This is a genomic window from Vibrio sp. Isolate34 (genome assembly GCF_022397915.1).
Lineage (GTDB): Bacteria > Pseudomonadota > Gammaproteobacteria > Enterobacterales > Vibrionaceae > Vibrio.
Genome location: NZ_JAKEUO010000010.1, coordinates 64621 through 80487 on the forward strand (window position 1 = coordinate 64621; position 15867 = coordinate 80487).

General features: G+C 44.5%; 15 protein-coding genes. 4 read left to right on the top strand and 11 right to left on the bottom strand.

What is annotated here, in order from left to right; translation table 11 throughout:
• Positions 1–131 precede the first annotated feature (131 nt).
• Genes L1D22_RS12425 through folA form a run of 3 tightly spaced genes read left to right on the top strand, consistent with a single transcriptional unit; the run spans position 132 to position 1890 of the window.
• Positions 132–899: a threonine/serine exporter ThrE family protein gene (locus tag L1D22_RS12425; protein WP_239830036.1), complete on the top strand. Its 768-nt coding sequence runs from the start codon at positions 132–134 to the stop codon at positions 897–899.
• Positions 899–1372, top strand: a complete 474-nt coding sequence (locus tag L1D22_RS12430) for a threonine/serine exporter family protein (RefSeq protein ID WP_239830037.1) — start codon at positions 899–901, stop codon at positions 1370–1372. The genes L1D22_RS12425 and L1D22_RS12430 overlap by 1 nt, the downstream gene beginning before the upstream one ends.
• 38 nt (positions 1373–1410) lie before the next feature.
• Complete coding sequence (gene folA / locus L1D22_RS12435; protein ID WP_017632189.1) at positions 1411–1890, top strand: type 3 dihydrofolate reductase; 480 nt, start codon at positions 1411–1413, stop codon at positions 1888–1890.
• Positions 1891–1946: 56 nt separating this feature from the next.
• Here the strand turns inward: folA and L1D22_RS12440 are convergent, their stop codons facing one another.
• From L1D22_RS12440 to lptD, 6 genes are all read right to left on the bottom strand, one after another.
• Positions 1947–2750 (bottom strand): symmetrical bis(5'-nucleosyl)-tetraphosphatase, encoded by an 804-nt coding sequence (locus L1D22_RS12440; protein ID WP_239830038.1) that lies wholly within the window; start codon positions 2748–2750, stop codon positions 1947–1949.
• Positions 2751–2779: 29 nt separating this feature from the next.
• Positions 2780–3160: a Co2+/Mg2+ efflux protein ApaG gene (gene apaG / locus L1D22_RS12445; protein ID WP_004735899.1), complete on the bottom strand. Its 381-nt coding sequence runs from the start codon at positions 3158–3160 to the stop codon at positions 2780–2782.
• Positions 3161–3248: 88 nt separating this feature from the next.
• Positions 3249–4064: a 16S rRNA (adenine(1518)-N(6)/adenine(1519)-N(6))-dimethyltransferase RsmA gene (rsmA, locus tag L1D22_RS12450; protein WP_017632191.1), complete on the bottom strand. Its 816-nt coding sequence runs from the start codon at positions 4062–4064 to the stop codon at positions 3249–3251.
• Entirely contained in the window at positions 4061–5050 is a 990-nt protein-coding gene (pdxA, locus tag L1D22_RS12455) for a 4-hydroxythreonine-4-phosphate dehydrogenase PdxA (RefSeq protein WP_239830039.1), read from the bottom strand. The genes rsmA and pdxA overlap by 4 nt, the downstream gene beginning before the upstream one ends.
• Positions 5040–6335, bottom strand: coding sequence for a peptidylprolyl isomerase SurA (gene surA / locus L1D22_RS12460; protein WP_239830040.1), 1296 nt, complete (start codon positions 6333–6335; stop codon positions 5040–5042). The genes pdxA and surA overlap by 11 nt, the downstream gene beginning before the upstream one ends.
• Positions 6336–6378: 43 nt before the next feature.
• Positions 6379–8718 (bottom strand): LPS assembly protein LptD, encoded by a 2340-nt coding sequence (gene lptD / locus L1D22_RS12465; RefSeq protein WP_239830041.1) that lies wholly within the window; start codon positions 8716–8718, stop codon positions 6379–6381.
• A gap of 149 nt (positions 8719–8867) precedes the next feature.
• Between lptD and djlA the strand changes: the two genes are divergently transcribed.
• The gene (gene djlA, locus L1D22_RS12470; protein WP_239830042.1) at positions 8868–9722 is read left to right on the top strand and encodes a co-chaperone DjlA; all 855 of its coding nucleotides are present in this window, start codon (positions 8868–8870) and stop codon (positions 9720–9722) included.
• A gap of 68 nt (positions 9723–9790) precedes the next feature.
• On the opposite strand, the gene L1D22_RS12475 is transcribed toward djlA, so the two are convergent.
• The 5 genes from L1D22_RS12475 to leuA all read right to left on the bottom strand — a co-directional run bounded on the left by L1D22_RS12475 (position 9791) and on the right by leuA (position 15645).
• Entirely contained in the window at positions 9791–10573 is a 783-nt protein-coding gene (locus L1D22_RS12475) for a DUF547 domain-containing protein (RefSeq protein WP_239830043.1), read from the bottom strand.
• Positions 10574–10760: 187 nt separating this feature from the next.
• Complete coding sequence (gene leuD, locus L1D22_RS12480) at positions 10761–11363, bottom strand: 3-isopropylmalate dehydratase small subunit (protein WP_239830044.1); 603 nt, start codon at positions 11361–11363, stop codon at positions 10761–10763.
• A 14-nt stretch (positions 11364–11377) separates the two neighbouring features.
• Positions 11378–12790 carry a 3-isopropylmalate dehydratase large subunit gene (leuC, locus tag L1D22_RS12485; RefSeq protein WP_239830045.1) on the bottom strand — a complete coding sequence of 471 codons (1413 nt, stop codon included), beginning with the start codon at positions 12788–12790 and terminating at the stop codon, positions 11378–11380.
• Positions 12791–12907: 117 nt separating this feature from the next.
• Positions 12908–13999 (bottom strand): 3-isopropylmalate dehydrogenase, encoded by a 1092-nt coding sequence (gene leuB, locus L1D22_RS12490; protein WP_239830046.1) that lies wholly within the window; start codon positions 13997–13999, stop codon positions 12908–12910.
• A gap of 98 nt (positions 14000–14097) precedes the next feature.
• A complete protein-coding gene (leuA, locus tag L1D22_RS12495) occupies positions 14098–15645 on the bottom strand; it encodes a 2-isopropylmalate synthase (protein ID WP_239830047.1) in 1548 nt (515 codons plus the stop codon).
• Positions 15646–15867 lie beyond the last annotated feature (222 nt).

Sequence of the window (15867 nt, forward strand, 5' to 3'; positions counted from 1 at the left end):
TTCTAAAGAACGCCGATAGTTTTATTAAACCGCAATGAAAATTGCGGTTTTTTTGTATCTAAATCATTATGTACTGTCAGATTTTAATGCAGAATTTATTCTAACTATTTAACGCCTATGGGAAGGAAATCATGGCATCAAAGCAAAGGGCGATCTCAAGATTGGTCGCTCAGTCTGGACAAATGTTATTGGCGCACGGCGCAGAAAGCACTTTAGTTGGCGACATCATGCGCCGCATTGGCATCGCTTGTGGAGTCGACGAAGTTGAAGTCGCACTGTCAGCCAATGCGCTTGTGGTCACAACTGTGATGAATGATCACTGTATCACCACCACTCGAAGTTGTGCTGATCGTGGTATTAACATGCAAGTGATCACCGACATTCAACGAGTTTGTATCATGATGGAGAAAGGAATTCTCGATTATGGATTGGCGTATAAAAAGATCCAAAGCATCAGCCCTGAACGTTATAACCGCTGGATAGTGGTCGTGATGATCGGGCTGTCGTGTGCCTCTTTTAGTCGTCTTGCAGGAGGTGATTGGCAGGTCTTCATGATGACCTTCATTGCCTCGGCTTGTGGCATGATCGTCAGACAAGAGATTGGTCATCGCCATTTCAATCCGCTACTAAACTTTGCTATCACAGCATTCGTTACCACCACCATCTCGGCTCAGGCTGTGCTTTACAATATCGGTGGTCAGCCAACAATCGTAATGGCTTCATCAGTATTAATGCTCGTCCCCGGTTTCCCTCTAATAAACTCCGTTGCAGATATGCTTAAAGGTCACATAAACATGGGCTTGGCGCGTTTTACTATGGCTAGTTTGCTAACACTTGCGACAAGCTTAGGTATTGTCGCGGCGATGAGCTTGTCTGATGTTTGGGGGTGGGCGAGCTAATGAGTCTTTTTGAATTGTTTCTGGGTTTGCTCAACGATATGTTTTTTGCCGCGATTCCTGCTGTAGGATTCGCATTGGTATTTAATGTTCCACAACGCGCCTTAATTTATTGTGCTCTGGGCGGCTCTATCGGCCACGGTAGTCGTTATCTTATGATGCACTTTGGTATTCCTATTGAGTGGGCCACCTTCTTTGCCGCGACAATAGTAGGCATGATCGGCGTCCATTGGTCGCATAAATTGTTAGCGCACCCTAAGGTGTTTACGGTCGCAGCTTTGATTCCAATGGTGCCGGGTGTATTTGCCTTTAAAGCGATGATTGCCATGGTTGAGATTAACAGAGCAGGATATAGCCCTGAATTGCTGGCAATGTTGATGGAGAACTTTTTGAAATCGATGTTCATTATCGCCGGACTGGCTGTTGGCTTAGCTGTGCCTGGGCTGTTATTCTACCGTCGTAGACCTATCGTCTAGCATCCATTTTCTTCAGTTAAGGACAGGACTTTCGATTTATGATCATCAGCATGATTGCAGCAATGGCAAACAACCGTGTAATAGGTAAAGACAATCAGATGCCTTGGCATTTGCCTGCGGACTTCGCATGGTTCAAGCGCTCAACGATGGGAAAACCTGTCGTGATGGGGCGTAAAACCTATGATTCGATTGGGCGTCCTCTACCAGGTCGATTGAACGTTGTGATCAGCCGCGATGAGAGCTTAGAGATCGAAGGGGTGACGACGGTTACTTCTATTGAAAATGCTCTGGAGCTTGTTAGTGATGTTGAAGAGGTGATGATCATCGGTGGTGGTTCAATCTATGAAAGCTGCCTACCTAAAGCGGATAAGTTGTATCTGACCTATATCGATTTTGATGTCGATGGCGACACTCAATTCCCAGACTGGGGAGAAGGTTGGAAGCAGAGCTTTAATGATACGTATCAAGCGGATGAGAAAAACAAACACAACATGGAGTTTGTGATTCTCGAGCGTTAAGTCCTCATTTAAAAACACTTGCGCTGCTGCACGAGTAGCGTAAGTGTTTCGTATATCTATAACGCTTTTTGAGTAAAAAACTGTTTGTCTTCCCAGCGAAGTGCCGTTAGCTCTCCGCCCCAAACACACCCAGTATCAAGCCCAATCACATCTTTTCCGTTATAGCCTTCAAGTGCCGCCCAGTGCCCAAATAGTACGGTTTTATCTAACTGAACTCTTTGAGGAAGATCGAACCAAGGAATGTATTCGTTGTCTGTGACCTCTTTAGGAGGAAGCTTGCATCCCATGTCTAATCGCCCATCAGGAAAGCAGAAGCGCATACGCGTAAAGCTATTGATCGCGTATCGATAACGCTCTATATCGCTTAGCTCTTTCGACCATAAGTCAGGAGCGTTGCTGTACATGTTCTCAATCAGCCACTTCCATCTCTTTGAGCGCAATAGACTTGTAATCTTTTTGTTCTCTTTACGAGCTCGCTTTACTGTCCATTGCGGAGATATACCCGCATGGGTCATGACAAATTGATCATGCTCTTGCATCAATGGCTGTTCTCTAAGCCATTCAAGCAACTCGTCTTTGTCATCAGCATCTAGGATCTGCTGAGTTTGATCTTTCTTCTTTGCTGGAAAAAGACCAAGCGAGACCGCGAGCAGGTGTAGGTCATGATTGCCCAATACCACCTTCGCAGATTCTCCTAAAGACTTGATAAACCTGAGTGTATCAAGTGACTTAGGGCCCCTTGCGACCAAGTCACCAGCGACCCACAAAGTGTCTTTTTGCTTATCAAATTTAACGGTTTCAAGTAAGAGTTGAAGTTCGTCGAAGCATCCTTGGATGTCTCCGACAATATAATTCGACACAGTATTTTCCTGTAGATGCTGAAGTATGACTAATTAAGAATGTTCGGGATCGCGAGTCTGAATGGATCGACCTCAGTGATGAAATCAATGCCTTTGTTATCGGTCATCACATAGTGGCCCTGCATAACCCCCACAGGGGTTTCGATGACAGTGCCGCTTGTGTAAGTGTATTCGTCGTTGGCTTCGATTACGGGTTGTTGTCCAACCACGCCATCACCTTCAATGGTGAGTTGCTTGCCGTTAGAGTCGGTAATCAACCAGCGGCGAGACATTAGCTGCACCGTTGTTTTGCTTAGGTTTTTGATGGTTATGATATAGGCGAAGACGTAACGGTTCTTCGTTGGTTCTGATTGCTCTTCTATGTATTTAGAGTGAACCTGGCATTTGATACAAGGCGTAGATATATCCATATTCGCACCTTTTGTTGTTGGTATACTTAATGTAATTAAAGTATTACATAAAAAAGGCTCCTAACCGAAGTGTAGGAGCCTTTTTTATTTATTTATCAGCGTTGTGACTGTCGTGCAGCCAGTTTGCCATGTCGACAAACTGCTCGAGCGTTAAGTTCTCAGGACGCATACTTGGGTTGATACCAAGTTCTTCAAGCACTTCCTTATCGATTAAGCTCTTATAGCAGTTACGAACGGTTTTACGACGTTGGTTAAAGCCTTCACGACAAACACGATCTAACCATTTTAGATCTTTTGCTGGGTAAGGTAACACTTCGTATGGCTGCAAGCGTACAACTGCTGAGTCTACTTTCGGTGGCGGAACGAAAGCCGTTGGTGGCACTTCTAGCACTGGTGTTACTTTGCAGTAGTATTGAGCCATTACAGTAAGACGACCGTAAGCTTTGCTGCCTGGACCTGCCGCCAAACGGTTAACCACTTCTTTTTGAAGCATAAAGTGCATGTCTTGCACGTCTTTATGAAATTCAAAAAGGTGGAACATCAACGGCGTAGAGATGTTATATGGCAAGTTACCAAAGATGCGTAGCTTATTGTTTGGCTTAACAAGCTCTTGGAAGTCGAACTTCATCGCATCGCCTTCACGGATTGTTAGCTTATCAGCCAAATCCGGATGGTTACGAAGACGTTCTGCAAGGTCTCTATCCAATTCGATAACAGTAAATTTATCGACAAGCTTACCCACAGGCTCAGTAATAGCGCCTAGACCAGGGCCGATCTCTACTAGGTTTTGACCTGGTAGTGGGTTAATGCTCGATACGATGCCATCAATAATGTATGGATCGTTAAGGAAGTTTTGACCAAAACGTTTACGCGCTTTGTGTCCTAAGTGGACATCATTTCTCATTGCTTTTTCTCTACTAATTCAATGGCGTGCGTGAGCGCTGTTCTAAAGCTCCCTGTATCGGCTTGGCCTTTCCCTGCCAAGTCTAAGGCGGTACCGTGATCGACTGATGTGCGAATAAACGGCAAGCCAAGCGTGATGTTCACTGAGCGACCAAACCCTTTGTATTTCAATACCGGGAGTACTTGATCGTGATACATACCTAAAACAGCATCTGCATCTTGCAAATATTTTTCATTAAAGATGGTGTCTGCTGGCAATGGGCCAACTAAATTGATGCCATCTTTTTGGCGAATTTTTTCTAGCGTAGGGGTGATGGTTTCTATTTCTTCACGACCCAAACAACCATCTTCACCTGCATGTGGGTTCAAGCCACATACGTAGATAGTTGGTTTCTCAATAGCAAACTTTTCAACCAAGTCTTTATTCAGAATCGCAATAATTTGCTCTAATCTGTCTTCGGTTACGGCTTGAGATACATAAGCTAGTGGGATATGTGTTGTTACTAGTGCAACACGTAGCCCTTCTGTTGCCAACATCATCACCACGAGCGGTGTATTGGACTTCTCTGCAAAGAACTCGGTATGGCCGCTAAAAGCAACGCCAGCTCGGTTAATTACACCCTTGTGAACGGGGCCGGTGACAATAGCATCAAATTCATCATTCATACAGCCAATTGCTGCGGTTTCTAAAGTATTTAATACGTAATGACCGTTAGCCTCGTTGAGTTGGCCAGCAACAGCCGTTTCAGCGAGTGGAACATGTTTCACAACCAGTGTGCCTGAGCGTTGTGGTTGCTTAGCTGCATCTGCGTCGTAGTCCAGTAGTTCTACGTCTATACCTAGGATTTTCGCTCGCTCGGCTAGCAGTGTTTTATCGGCACAAACCACGAGTTGATGAGGCCAGCTCTCTTGAGATAGCGCCAGAGTTAAGTCTGGTCCGATCCCTGCTGGCTCACCCGCGGTAATGACAATACGTTTAGTTGTCATCTTGGTCGTCCTCAACCATTTCAACAAAGGCACTTGCTCTTACCTCTTGCAGCCAAGCTCCGGCTTCTTCGTTGAACTTACGGTTAAATAGAATTTGGTAAGCTTTGTTCTTTAACGCTGAATCTGTACGGTCAACCTCACGACGGTCAAGTACTTCAACGATGTGCCAGCCATGGACAGTCTTAAATGGCGCGCTGATTTTACCTTCAGGTAGCGTTTCTACTTGGTGCTTGAATTCTGGTACGTATAAGTCAGGTGTTTGGTAGCCTAGCTCGCCGTCTTGAACCGCTGAACCCGGATCTTGGCTGTATTGCTGAGCAAGGTCGCCGAAGCTCGCTTCACCAGCATTAACGCGACGCGTGATCTCTTCAAGTTGCTCTTTAGCACCCTCATCACTTAAGATGACAGTTGGCTTAATCAAGATATGGCGGGCATTCACCTCAGTTACCGCGACCGTTTCTAGGCCTTTCACATCTTCAATTTTTAGAATGTGGAAGCCTACACCGCTGCGGAATGGGCCGATAATGCTGCCTTTATTCTGCATTTTGATTTGGTCTGCAAAAATCGTTGGCATCTCTTCTTTACGCATCCAACCCCAATCACCACCTTGCAGTGCTTTAGGGCCTTTAGAGTAAGTATAAGCCATGGTGCTGAAGTCTTTGCCTGAGTTTAGCTCTTCAACTAAATCTTTAGCTTGAGCTTCTAGCTCTTCCTTTGTTTGGTCATCATTAAAGCGGAGTTGAATGTGACCGATCTTATATTGAACGGTAGCATTGGTTTCTTGAGCCAAGATGTCCGCAAGGTTATCTATTTCTGCAGGAAGAATATTGATACGACGACGAACGAGAGCGTTACGAGCTTCGCTTGCTGCGATTTCTTTTCTTACTTGCTCACGAAAAGCGTTGTAGCTAAGACCTTCTTCAGCAACCGATGCGGTAAGTTGTTCTACAGTTTGGTTGTTGTCTTTTGCGATGCCTTCGATTGCTTGATCAAGCCGAGCATCATCAATACGAACACCGATACGTTCCGCTTCTTGAGTTTGAATCGTATCGATGATCAGTTTTTCTAGCACTTGTTCATTCAACACATCTTGCGACGGTAATGTTTGACCACTTTTCTTAGCATTTGCGCGTAGCGTCTTCATCGAAGCATCGATGTCGCTTTGTAAAATCACGCCTTCGTTCACGATCACTTTTACGCTGTCGAGTTCAACAGGCGCTGCGTAGCTTGTCGATAAAGTACAAGTCGCTGCGACAGCTATTAATGTGCGTTTCCACAATGTCATGTGTAATCCTTTAAATTTACTGATGTTTTATCAATAAAGAAAATTAGTTATTTAAGAAGAATGGGCGACCGTAGCTCAATGAGTTATCAGAGCTGCTATCCCCAACAGCGCCTGAATCAGAGCCTAGGTTAGTACCAAAGCCGATAATACCGAAATTCACACCAAAGTTATTTTCATATTCAGGCGTGACATTTGGATCACTAATATTATTTGTCAGCTGGTTACTATACGTAAATCCGATATACCAACAATCCGATTTATAGTTCAAGCGAGCCAACCATTCTAGATTTTCTTGTGTGGTTAAATCATAGAAATATTGAGCACTGGCATTCCACTTCCGCGAAATCTGGTAAGCACCAAGTAAGCCTGCTTGTGAGATACCATCTCTAGTTATTGAACCAACATTTATACTTTCGCCTACATTATCCTCAATATATTCTTCTGTAACGTAGCGGTAGTTGGTTTGTATATAGCCGCCTGCAAAACGGTACTCTAATGTGCTGTTAGCAAGTTGCATCGAAGATGAATCAATGTCGTACTGCACACCGCCATGGTAGAAAAGGTAATCATCGTAGTTGAAGTCCATTTCAATAGCCCAAGATGAATAATTAGTTTTGTCAGCGGAGTCTTCGTTGCCTGAAGTTTGCTTGGTATCTTTATCAAAATAGAAAATTTGACCAAAAGATATGTTTAAGCGCTCCTTATATTCATCATCAAAGAAGCGAGAAGATGCACCGTAGCTAATTTGATTTGCTGACGCAATGCGGTCAACACCACTGTATTTGCGGCTTCTGAATAAGCCATAGTAATCAGTCTGTAGTAGTGTTGTATCGTAAAGACCAATTTCGCTTTGATCCTCTTCAGGAACATACAGGTACTGGACTTGAGGCTCTAAGGTTTGAGTATAGTTACCTACAATCGTGGTATCTCGCTCCAAAACGATGCCAGCGTGACTTCTAAATTCAGGAATAACACGACTGGTGGACTCTTCTAGGCCTTCATAATCAGATCCTGCCCCGGTATCAACGCCATTAAGATCCTGTTGGTAGTATGTACCAAGTAGTCGAGCTTCGGTTGTCCAAGTGCCCCAAGTGTTACCTACTGGGATTGTAATACCAGGTTCAACGTGAACACGAGTGGCTGATGGTTTTCCTGTAGCGTCGGTATCGAACATTGATACATGACTGATCATGTCAAAATCTAGGTAATCCATTACCTCTGGAGCATAGTAGTTATACTCGAGTTGTGGCATTAGACGATAAGGCAAGTTATTGCTGGTGGTAAGAACTTGGAAATCTCGAACAAGTACAGACGCATCCCAGTTTTGAGAACGGTAAGTCGCTTTACCTTCTTGAAGCAGTTGTCCATCTTCACGGTTACCGATATTTGAGCTCATGTCCGAAAAGTAGTCAATATCACTGACTTTAGAGTAATCAACTTCGAACAACCAAGATTGTTGGAATATTCCTGAATGTTCTAGTTGGAAACCCCAACGATCGCCTTCATCTGTGTACTTTTGATCGTCTGGTAAATATTCAGACTCGATACTACCGGAACCGAAATCGCTTAAATATCTGAATTTACTGTTGAGTTGAGTGCCACGCTCTTGCATGTACTTAAAAGTCGTTTCCAAATCGTAGTCTGGTGCTAAGTTCCAATACACAGGAATTTCAGCTTCAAAGCCATCGCTTGAGCCGTACGAAACCGTTGGATACAAGAAGCCCGTCTTACGCGTATCACCAACTGGTACGGTTAAGTAAGGTAAGTAAAAGACAGGGACACTTTGGATCTCAAAACGCGGATTATAGAAAGTGGCTTGCTCTTCATCCTGGTCGACGCTGATGCTTGAAGCTCTTAGGCGCCAGGCGTTGTCACCGATAGGGCAAGAGGTAATTGAACCATCTTCAATTTCGTAAACAGCTTTGCCTGTCTTAGATATGTATACCGCATCACCACGGCCTGGTTCACAAAGAAATTCGTAATCGGTGTTTTCTAGCGTCATTTCATCTGTGGTCAGATTGTTAGTCGCTCTATCCGACACCGATTTGATTTGACCGTCACTAAAGTTTACGTTGCCTTCAGCTACAACGATGTTTTCTTGTTGGTGAAGCGTGACATTATCTGCAAGGATAGTCTTGTTGCCTTGCGTAACTCTTACATCACCTGAATATATTGCCTTGTCACCATTGATAGCCTCTAAGCGATCTGATTCCACATGAGCGGGCAGTTGTGTCTCGTTTTCGGCAGCGGGTTCGATCAAGCATTGATCTATAGAGGGCATTTCCTGCACACTACTATCGGTTATTGTTTCAGCTTGAGTTGTCGACACGTATAAGGCGGTGCTTATAGACGCGGCTAACAAGGTGCGGGAAAAACATTGCATGAAGTTGAACTATCCTGTGTCACTAGATGAAGGGTTGATCTAGTATCAATCCAATTAATAAAGCATTTTCCTTATGATAAAGGAAATATTAGCATTCAGCACCATAAGACAGCAGTACTCAGATAAAATTCATAGATAGAGAACACATAATGCAAATATTTGGCAAAATTTTGGGCGCTTTTTTTGGCTTTTTATTTGGAGGTCCGCTTGGTCTAATTTTTGGCCTATTTTTAGGACACCAATTCGATAAAGCTCGTCGATTGACCCAATCGGGTTTTAATGCATCTGGTTTTGGGCGAGGGCCGAGCCAAGCCGAAAGGCAAAATGAGTTTTTTAAATCAGCTTTTGCGGTTATGGGACATGTTGCTAAAGCCAAAGGGCAGGTTACGCCAGAAGAAATTCAGCTCGCTTCTACAATGATGGAGCGCATGAACCTGCATGGCGAGCAACGTAAAGCGGCGCAAGATGCATTCCGTGATGGTAAAGAGAGCGACTTCCCGTTAAGTAATGTACTTGAACGCGTAAAGATCTCGTCAGGTGGGCGTTTTGATCTTCTGCAGTTTTTCCTAGAGCTTCAAGTTTCAGCAGCATTTGCAGATGGAAGCTTACACCCTAGTGAGCGTCAGGTTTTGCATAAGATTGCTCAAGGCCTTGGCTTTTCTGCAGAGCAACTCGAGCGTCGTTTGCAAATGCAAGAAGCGGCATTCCGTTTCCAGCAACAGGGCGGAAGCTTCGGTGGTGGTCATCACCAGGGTCAGTCATCTGGTTGGCAACAAGCTTCGCAACAAAACCAATTAGCGGATGCTTTTAAGGTTCTTGATGTGAGCGAAAGTGCCGACGGTAAAGAAGTGAAGAAAGCCTACCGTAAGTTGATGAACGAACATCACCCAGATAAGCTAATGGCAAAAGGTTTACCGCCAGAAATGATGAACGTTGCGAAAGAAAAATCGCAAGAAATTCAAAATGCTTACGACCTAATTAAGAAGGTCAAAGGTTTTAAATAATATCATTAGAGTCGCTTTATTGGAGCGACTTTTTTGTTTAGCTTCATTCATGATCTTTAACGTTAAAACTAGTTTGCTTGGTTGAGTGACCAGTCGTACTCATAGCTGGTCTTGTTAGTACTCGGTACTGGCTTAGTTCTATATTGGTCTAAGTGTTGAATCAACTGCTGTTGGTTACCAAAATCCACTGCAAACCACTCATAAATCGATGATAGTTGGAGCTTATTGCCTTTAATCAGAACCCCTTTATTACTATTAACAAACTCATAGGCTGCCTGTTCCAGTAGAGTCTCGGTGTTGTCAGCCGTAAAGGCTTGAAGTTGTAGGTTAGGGCAACCTAAACTCGCACAATTTACCGCGTAATGTGTGCGTGGGTCTTGCCAAATAGGTCTTAAAATGCGGTGTTCAATATCGTTGAGTGTCAGTGATTTACCGTTGATAACGACAACATCATCTTCCCATGGGCCAAAACTGAATAGGCCGCCGAGCTTAGTGATAGATTTAACTGGGTAGGCATCGAGAATCAAATCAACAGTCACTGCATTGTATAGATTGACCCAGTAAGCGTATTGCTCTGCTTTTGAGTATTCGAGTGGGTTTACTTGCTCTAACTGTTTGATGTATTGATTCAGCTTTGACTTATCTGTCGTGGTTACTGCTTGATAACGAACTAACGTATTTTGCCCTTGTTTAACCAAGTAGCTATCGAGAAATTGCTGCCAGCTTTGATGAGAAACTTGTTCTGAGTTGGTCTCATTACTTTGATTCCAGTACGGCCATAGTTCAGACTTCGGCGCCGACCAAGCTAAGGTTGAGAAAAGTAGGCTAATAATAACGAGTAGTTGTTTCATGGCATTCTCCTGATGACTGACTACTAAGACCTTATGCTTTGCGATTTTCTTTCATGGCTCTTCAGTAAATTAACAAAGCAGAGCTTAATAAACACGTTAAGCTAAAAACTCAGCTAAATAAAAAAGGTTGGCACTAGGCCAACCTTTTATGTCTACAGAAACTGTGTGATTCTATTTCAAGACTTCTTTATTTCAGGAAGCTAGGAATCTTAGCTTCAAACTCTGAGATCTTATCAGCATGTTGAAGTGTAAGGCCGATATTATCTAAACCATTCAGTAGGCAATGACGACGGAACTCATCAATGTCAAATGAGTACTGTTTGCCATTTGCGCTTACTTTCATTGCTTCTAGATCGACAGTAACTTCAGCGCCTTCATTCGCTTCTACGAATTGGAAGATTTCATCCACTTCTTGTTCAGTCAATCGAACTGGCACCATTTGGTTGTTGATCGAGTTACCGTAGAAGATGTCTGCAAAGCTTGGCGCAATCATCACTTGGATGCCGTAATCAGCAAGTGCCCAAGGTGCGTGTTCACGAGATGAACCACAACCAAAGTTCTCACGAGCCAGTAGAATTGAAGCGCCTTGGTAACGTGGTGCGTTCATCACGAATTCTGGGTTTGGTTGTTCGCCTGCGTCGTCTAGGAAGCGCCAGTCATGGAATAAGTGTTTACCAAAACCGATGCGGTTCACTTTCTGTAGAAACTGCTTTGGAATGATTGCATCAGTATCGATGTTGGCCGTATCTAGAGGAACGACTAATCCGGTGTGTTGTTGAAAACCTGACATGTTAAATCCTCTAATTAAAGTTCACGAATATCGACAAAGTGACCTGCAATGGCTGCTGCAGCAGCCATTGCAGGGCTAACTAGGTGCGTACGACCATCACGGCCTTGGCGACCTTCAAAGTTACGGTTTGATGTAGAAGCACAGCGTTCTTGTGGACCAAGACGGTCGTTGTTCATTGCAAGACACATAGAACATCCCGGTAGGCGCCACTCGAAGCCTGCTTCTTTGAAGATAACATCCAAGCCTTCCGCTTCGGCTTGAGCTTTTACTTGCTCAGAACCTGGAACAATAAGCGCTTGTACATGTTTTGCAACTTGGCGACCTTTGGCTACCGCTGCTGCTGCACGCATGTCTTCGATACGAGAGTTAGTACAAGAACCCACAAACACTTTATCGACGTTGTATTCAGATAGAGATTTGCCTGCTTCAAGGCCCATGTAAGCCAGTGCTTTCTCAGCAGATGCTTTTTCAACAGGGTCTGCGAAGCTTTCTGGTGCTGGGATTGGTGTGTCGACCGAGATAACCTGACCAGGGTTCGTGCCCCATGTTACTTGTGGTTTGATGTCTGCTGCTTCTAGCGTCACAACCGCATCGAACTCTGCGTCAGTATCGGTTTTTAACGTATCCCAGTATTGGATTGCTGCTTCTAAGTCTTCGCCTTGTGGAGAGAACTTACGACCTTTGATGTACTCGTAGGTTGTCGCATCTGGAGCAATTAGGCCGGCTTTAGCGCCAAGTTCGATAGCCATGTTACATACCGTCATACGGCCTTCCATCGTAAGGTCAGTAATTGCCTCACCACAGAATTCCACAACGTAGCCAGTACCGCCTGCTGCTGTCGTCTTACCGATAATCGCTAGCACGATATCTTTGGCAGTAATGCCCGGAGCAACCTTGCCTTTTACTTCGATCTTCATCGTTTTAGCGCGAGCTTGTTTCAGCGTTTGAGTTGCTAGAACGTGCTCAACTTCTGAAGTACCGATACCGAATGCAAGAGAACCAAATGCACCGTGCGTCGCAGTGTGTGAGTCACCACATACGATGGTCATGCCTGGTAGGGTAATGCCTAGCTCAGGGCCCATTACGTGCACAATACCTTGGTATTTGTGGTTTAGGTCGTAAAGCGTTACACCAAACTCTTCACAGTTTTTTGATAGCGTTTCCATTTGGATACGAGCCATCTCACCAGAAGCGTTAATGTCTTTGGTTTGGGTCGATACGTTGTGATCCATAGTCGCGAAAGTCTTGCCAACTTGGCGAACTTTACGGCCTTTCTCACGCAAGCCATCAAATGCTTGAGGTGACGTTACTTCGTGAACTAGGTGACGGTCGATGTAAAGAATCGGGTTTTCGCCTTCCGCTGCTACTGCAACGTGCGCGTCGTAAACTTTTTCGTATAAGGTTTTGGCTTGCTGGTTTGTCGACATAGCTTTTCTTCCTTGGGAGCATCAGTCCCAGTGTTTGTTTCGAGCCAAGCCATGCAATTTTGCAGACTTGGCTTGATATTATTCTTATGTACTTGCTTCTATTTCCGAGCGATCAGCTTATGAAGCTAAGATGTACTCTGCGATCTTGTCACCCATTTCAGATGTCGTCAGCGCTTGGTTGTCACCTGCAAGGTCTGCTGTTAGTTCGCCTGCTGAAAGCGCTTTAGATACCGCTGCTTCAATATCTTGTGCTGCCGCTTCTTCGCCTAGGCTGTAACGAAGCATTAGCGCTGCAGAAAGAATTTGCGCGACTGGGTTTGCGATGTTCTTGCCTGCGATATCTGGTGCGCTGCCGCCCGCTGGTTCGTATAGGCCGAAGTTGCTTTCGTTCAAGCTTGCAGAAGGAAGCATACCCATAGAGCCAGTGATCATTGCACACTCATCAGAGATGATGTCGCCGAAGATGTTTGAACATAACATCACGTCAAACTGAGAAGGATCTTTGATTAGCTGCATGGTCGCGTTGTCGATGTACATGTGGTTTAGCGTGACATCTGGGTAATCTTTTGCAATCTCTTCAACGACTTCACGCCATAAGATAGAGCTCTGTAGAACGTTCGCTTTATCGATTGAGTAAACATTTTTGTTACGTAGACGTGCAGATTCGAAAGCAATTTTTGCAATGCGTTCGATTTCGTAACGGTGATAAACCTCAGTATCAAACGCTTTTTCAGTTGCGCCTTCGCCTTCACGACCTTTAGGTTGGCCGAAGTAGATGCCACCTGTTAGTTCACGGACTACAACGATGTCGAAACCGTTACCTGAGATGTCAGCACGTAAAGGAGAGAACGACTCTAAACCTTTATGGATTTGTGCAGGACGTAGGTTACAGAACAGTTGGAAGTGTTTACGTAGAGGAAGTAGGGCACCACGCTCTGGTTGGTCGTTTGGCGGAAGGTGTTCCCATTTAGGGCCACCAACAGAACCAAACAGTACTGCGTCAGATTCTTCACAGCCAGCTACTGTTGCTTCTGGAAGTGGACAGCCGTGGTTATCAATCGCAATACCACCAACATCATACTCTTCGCGAGAAAAGCTAATCGCGTGCTTCTTTTCGATCGCGTCTAGCACTTTATGTGCTTGTTGCATTACTTCTGGGCCAATGCCATCACCAGGTAGTACGGCAATTTTGTATGATTTATCAGTCATGTTAATCCTTTAATTCTTTGTTACTGAGCTATTTGGCTCGTTTTAAATTTTGTCCCTAAAGCCAATAACATCGGCTCTAGGGCTCTGTTATTGGGTGCTTAAACTGTCGCGATTTTTTGCTGTTTCATTTCAGCAATGGTGTCTGCGCGTTGAATGCTATTGATAACGTGCAGTAGCGCTTGACCAGAAGCTTCAACGATATCGGTTGAAACACCTGTACCGTGGTACTTGCGACCTTTGTAGTTGGCAATGATGTCCGCTTGGCCTAAGCCATCTTCACCTTCACCTTTTGCGGTTAGGTCGAACTTGTCTAGTACGATTTCGTAACCTGTTAAGCGGTAGATACATTGGTATAACGCATCAACAGGGCCGTTACCGACAGCGGCTTCGCACTTCTCTTCATCACCACATTGCAGTTTGATGCTGGTCGTAGACATAACACTACCAGATTGTACGCTTAGGTAGTTAAGTTTATAGAAGTCATCTTCATCACGTAGATTCGCGAAGTGCATTAATGCTTCTAAGTCGTAATCGAACACTTGGCCTTTACGGTCAGCAAGCTTCAAGAAGTCTTCGTACAATGAATCTAGATTGTACTCATTGTCTTTATAACCCATTGCGTCCATGTGGCTCTTAACAGCAGCACGGCCACTACGGCTTGTTAGGTTCAATGCTTTGTTTTTCAAGCCAATAGACTCAGGAGTCATGATCTCGTAAGTGTTCTTGTTCTTTAGCATGCCATCTTGGTGAATACCTGAAGAGTGGCTGAATGCGTTCGCACCGACGATAGCTTTGTTGTCTTGGATTGGCATGTGGCAAAGCTGGCTAACCAACTTACTGGTACGGTGAATCTCTTGGTGATCTAGGCCGGTATGAACACCTAATAACTCTTGGCGAGTTTTGATGATCATCGCGATTTCTTCTAAAGAACAGTTACCTGCGCGCTCACCGATACCGTTAATAGTACCTTCAACTTGACGAGCACCGGCTTGTACTGCAGCGATAGAGTTAGCAACCGACATACCCAAGTCATCGTGACAGTGAACAGAGATGATTGCTTGATCGATGTTTGGAACGCGATCAAATAGCGTTTTGATAATGCCACCAAACTCGTTAGGTACTGTGTAGCCCACTGTGTCTGGAATGTTGATGGTTTTGGCGCCCGCGTTGATTGCTGCTTCAACCATACGACAAAGGTTGTCGATAGGCGTACGGCCTGCATCTTCACAAGAGAACTCAACATCGTCTGTGTAGTTACGAGCGTGTTTAACGGCTTTTACTGCCATCTCGACAACATCGTCGTAGCTACGGCGTAATTTATCTTGAACGTGAACCGTTGACGTAGAAATGAAGGTGTGAATACGGAACTGCTCAGCGACCTTTAACGCTTCTGCAGCGGCGTCGATATCCTTCGCTACTGCACGAGAAAGTGCACAGATTCGGCTGTCTTTAATATTCTTTGCAATGGTTTGTACTGACTCGAAATCGCCTGGTGATGACACAGGGAAACCCGCTTCAATAACATCTACACCCAGTCGTTCAAGTGCATAAGCGATCTGTAATTTCTCTTTTACCGTTAAGCTTGCAGCCAACGCTTGCTCGCCATCACGTAAGGTCGTGTCAAAAATTATCACTTGATCGTTCATGGGTGCTTCCTTATATCGATAATGAATCGATTGCTATCCAAATTATTATTAAGAATGATGTTCTTTTAAAAGTGCCAGTTACAAAAAAACCCGCTCAGCGCGGGTTTTAATATTTGTGTAGTTCTTGACCCACAACTTACCCGCGCGATTGGTTCACGATAAGGAGAAGTTTCAGCAGTCGAGAAGAAGAAAAAATCATTACACAAATATCCGTAAATAAAC

Bases quoted from the DNA above. Each gene is read 5' to 3' on its own strand.
- L1D22_RS12425 (WP_239830036.1), top strand. From the start codon at position 132: ATGGCATCAAAGCAAAGGGCGATCTCAAGATTGGTCGCTCAGTCTGGA.
- L1D22_RS12430 (WP_239830037.1), top strand. From the start codon at position 899: ATGAGTCTTTTTGAATTGTTTCTGGGTTTGCTCAACGATATGTTTTTT.
- folA (WP_017632189.1), top strand. From the start codon at position 1,411: ATGATCATCAGCATGATTGCAGCAATGGCAAACAACCGTGTAATAGGT.
- apaG (WP_004735899.1), bottom strand. From the start codon at position 3,160: ATGGATATATCTACGCCTTGTATCAAATGCCAGGTTCACTCTAAATAC.
- rsmA (WP_017632191.1), bottom strand. From the start codon at position 4,064: ATGAGAAATGATGTCCACTTAGGACACAAAGCGCGTAAACGTTTTGGT.
- pdxA (WP_239830039.1), bottom strand. From the start codon at position 5,050: ATGACAACTAAACGTATTGTCATTACCGCGGGTGAGCCAGCAGGGATC.
- surA (WP_239830040.1), bottom strand. From the start codon at position 6,335: ATGACATTGTGGAAACGCACATTAATAGCTGTCGCAGCGACTTGTACT.
- lptD (WP_239830041.1), bottom strand. From the start codon at position 8,718: ATGCAATGTTTTTCCCGCACCTTGTTAGCCGCGTCTATAAGCACCGCC.
- djlA (WP_239830042.1), top strand. From the start codon at position 8,868: ATGCAAATATTTGGCAAAATTTTGGGCGCTTTTTTTGGCTTTTTATTT.
- L1D22_RS12475 (WP_239830043.1), bottom strand. From the start codon at position 10,573: ATGAAACAACTACTCGTTATTATTAGCCTACTTTTCTCAACCTTAGCT.
- leuD (WP_239830044.1), bottom strand. From the start codon at position 11,363: ATGTCAGGTTTTCAACAACACACCGGATTAGTCGTTCCTCTAGATACG.
- leuC (WP_239830045.1), bottom strand. From the start codon at position 12,790: ATGTCGACAAACCAGCAAGCCAAAACCTTATACGAAAAAGTTTACGAC.
- leuB (WP_239830046.1), bottom strand. From the start codon at position 13,999: ATGACTGATAAATCATACAAAATTGCCGTACTACCTGGTGATGGCATT.
- leuA (WP_239830047.1), bottom strand. From the start codon at position 15,645: ATGAACGATCAAGTGATAATTTTTGACACGACCTTACGTGATGGCGAG.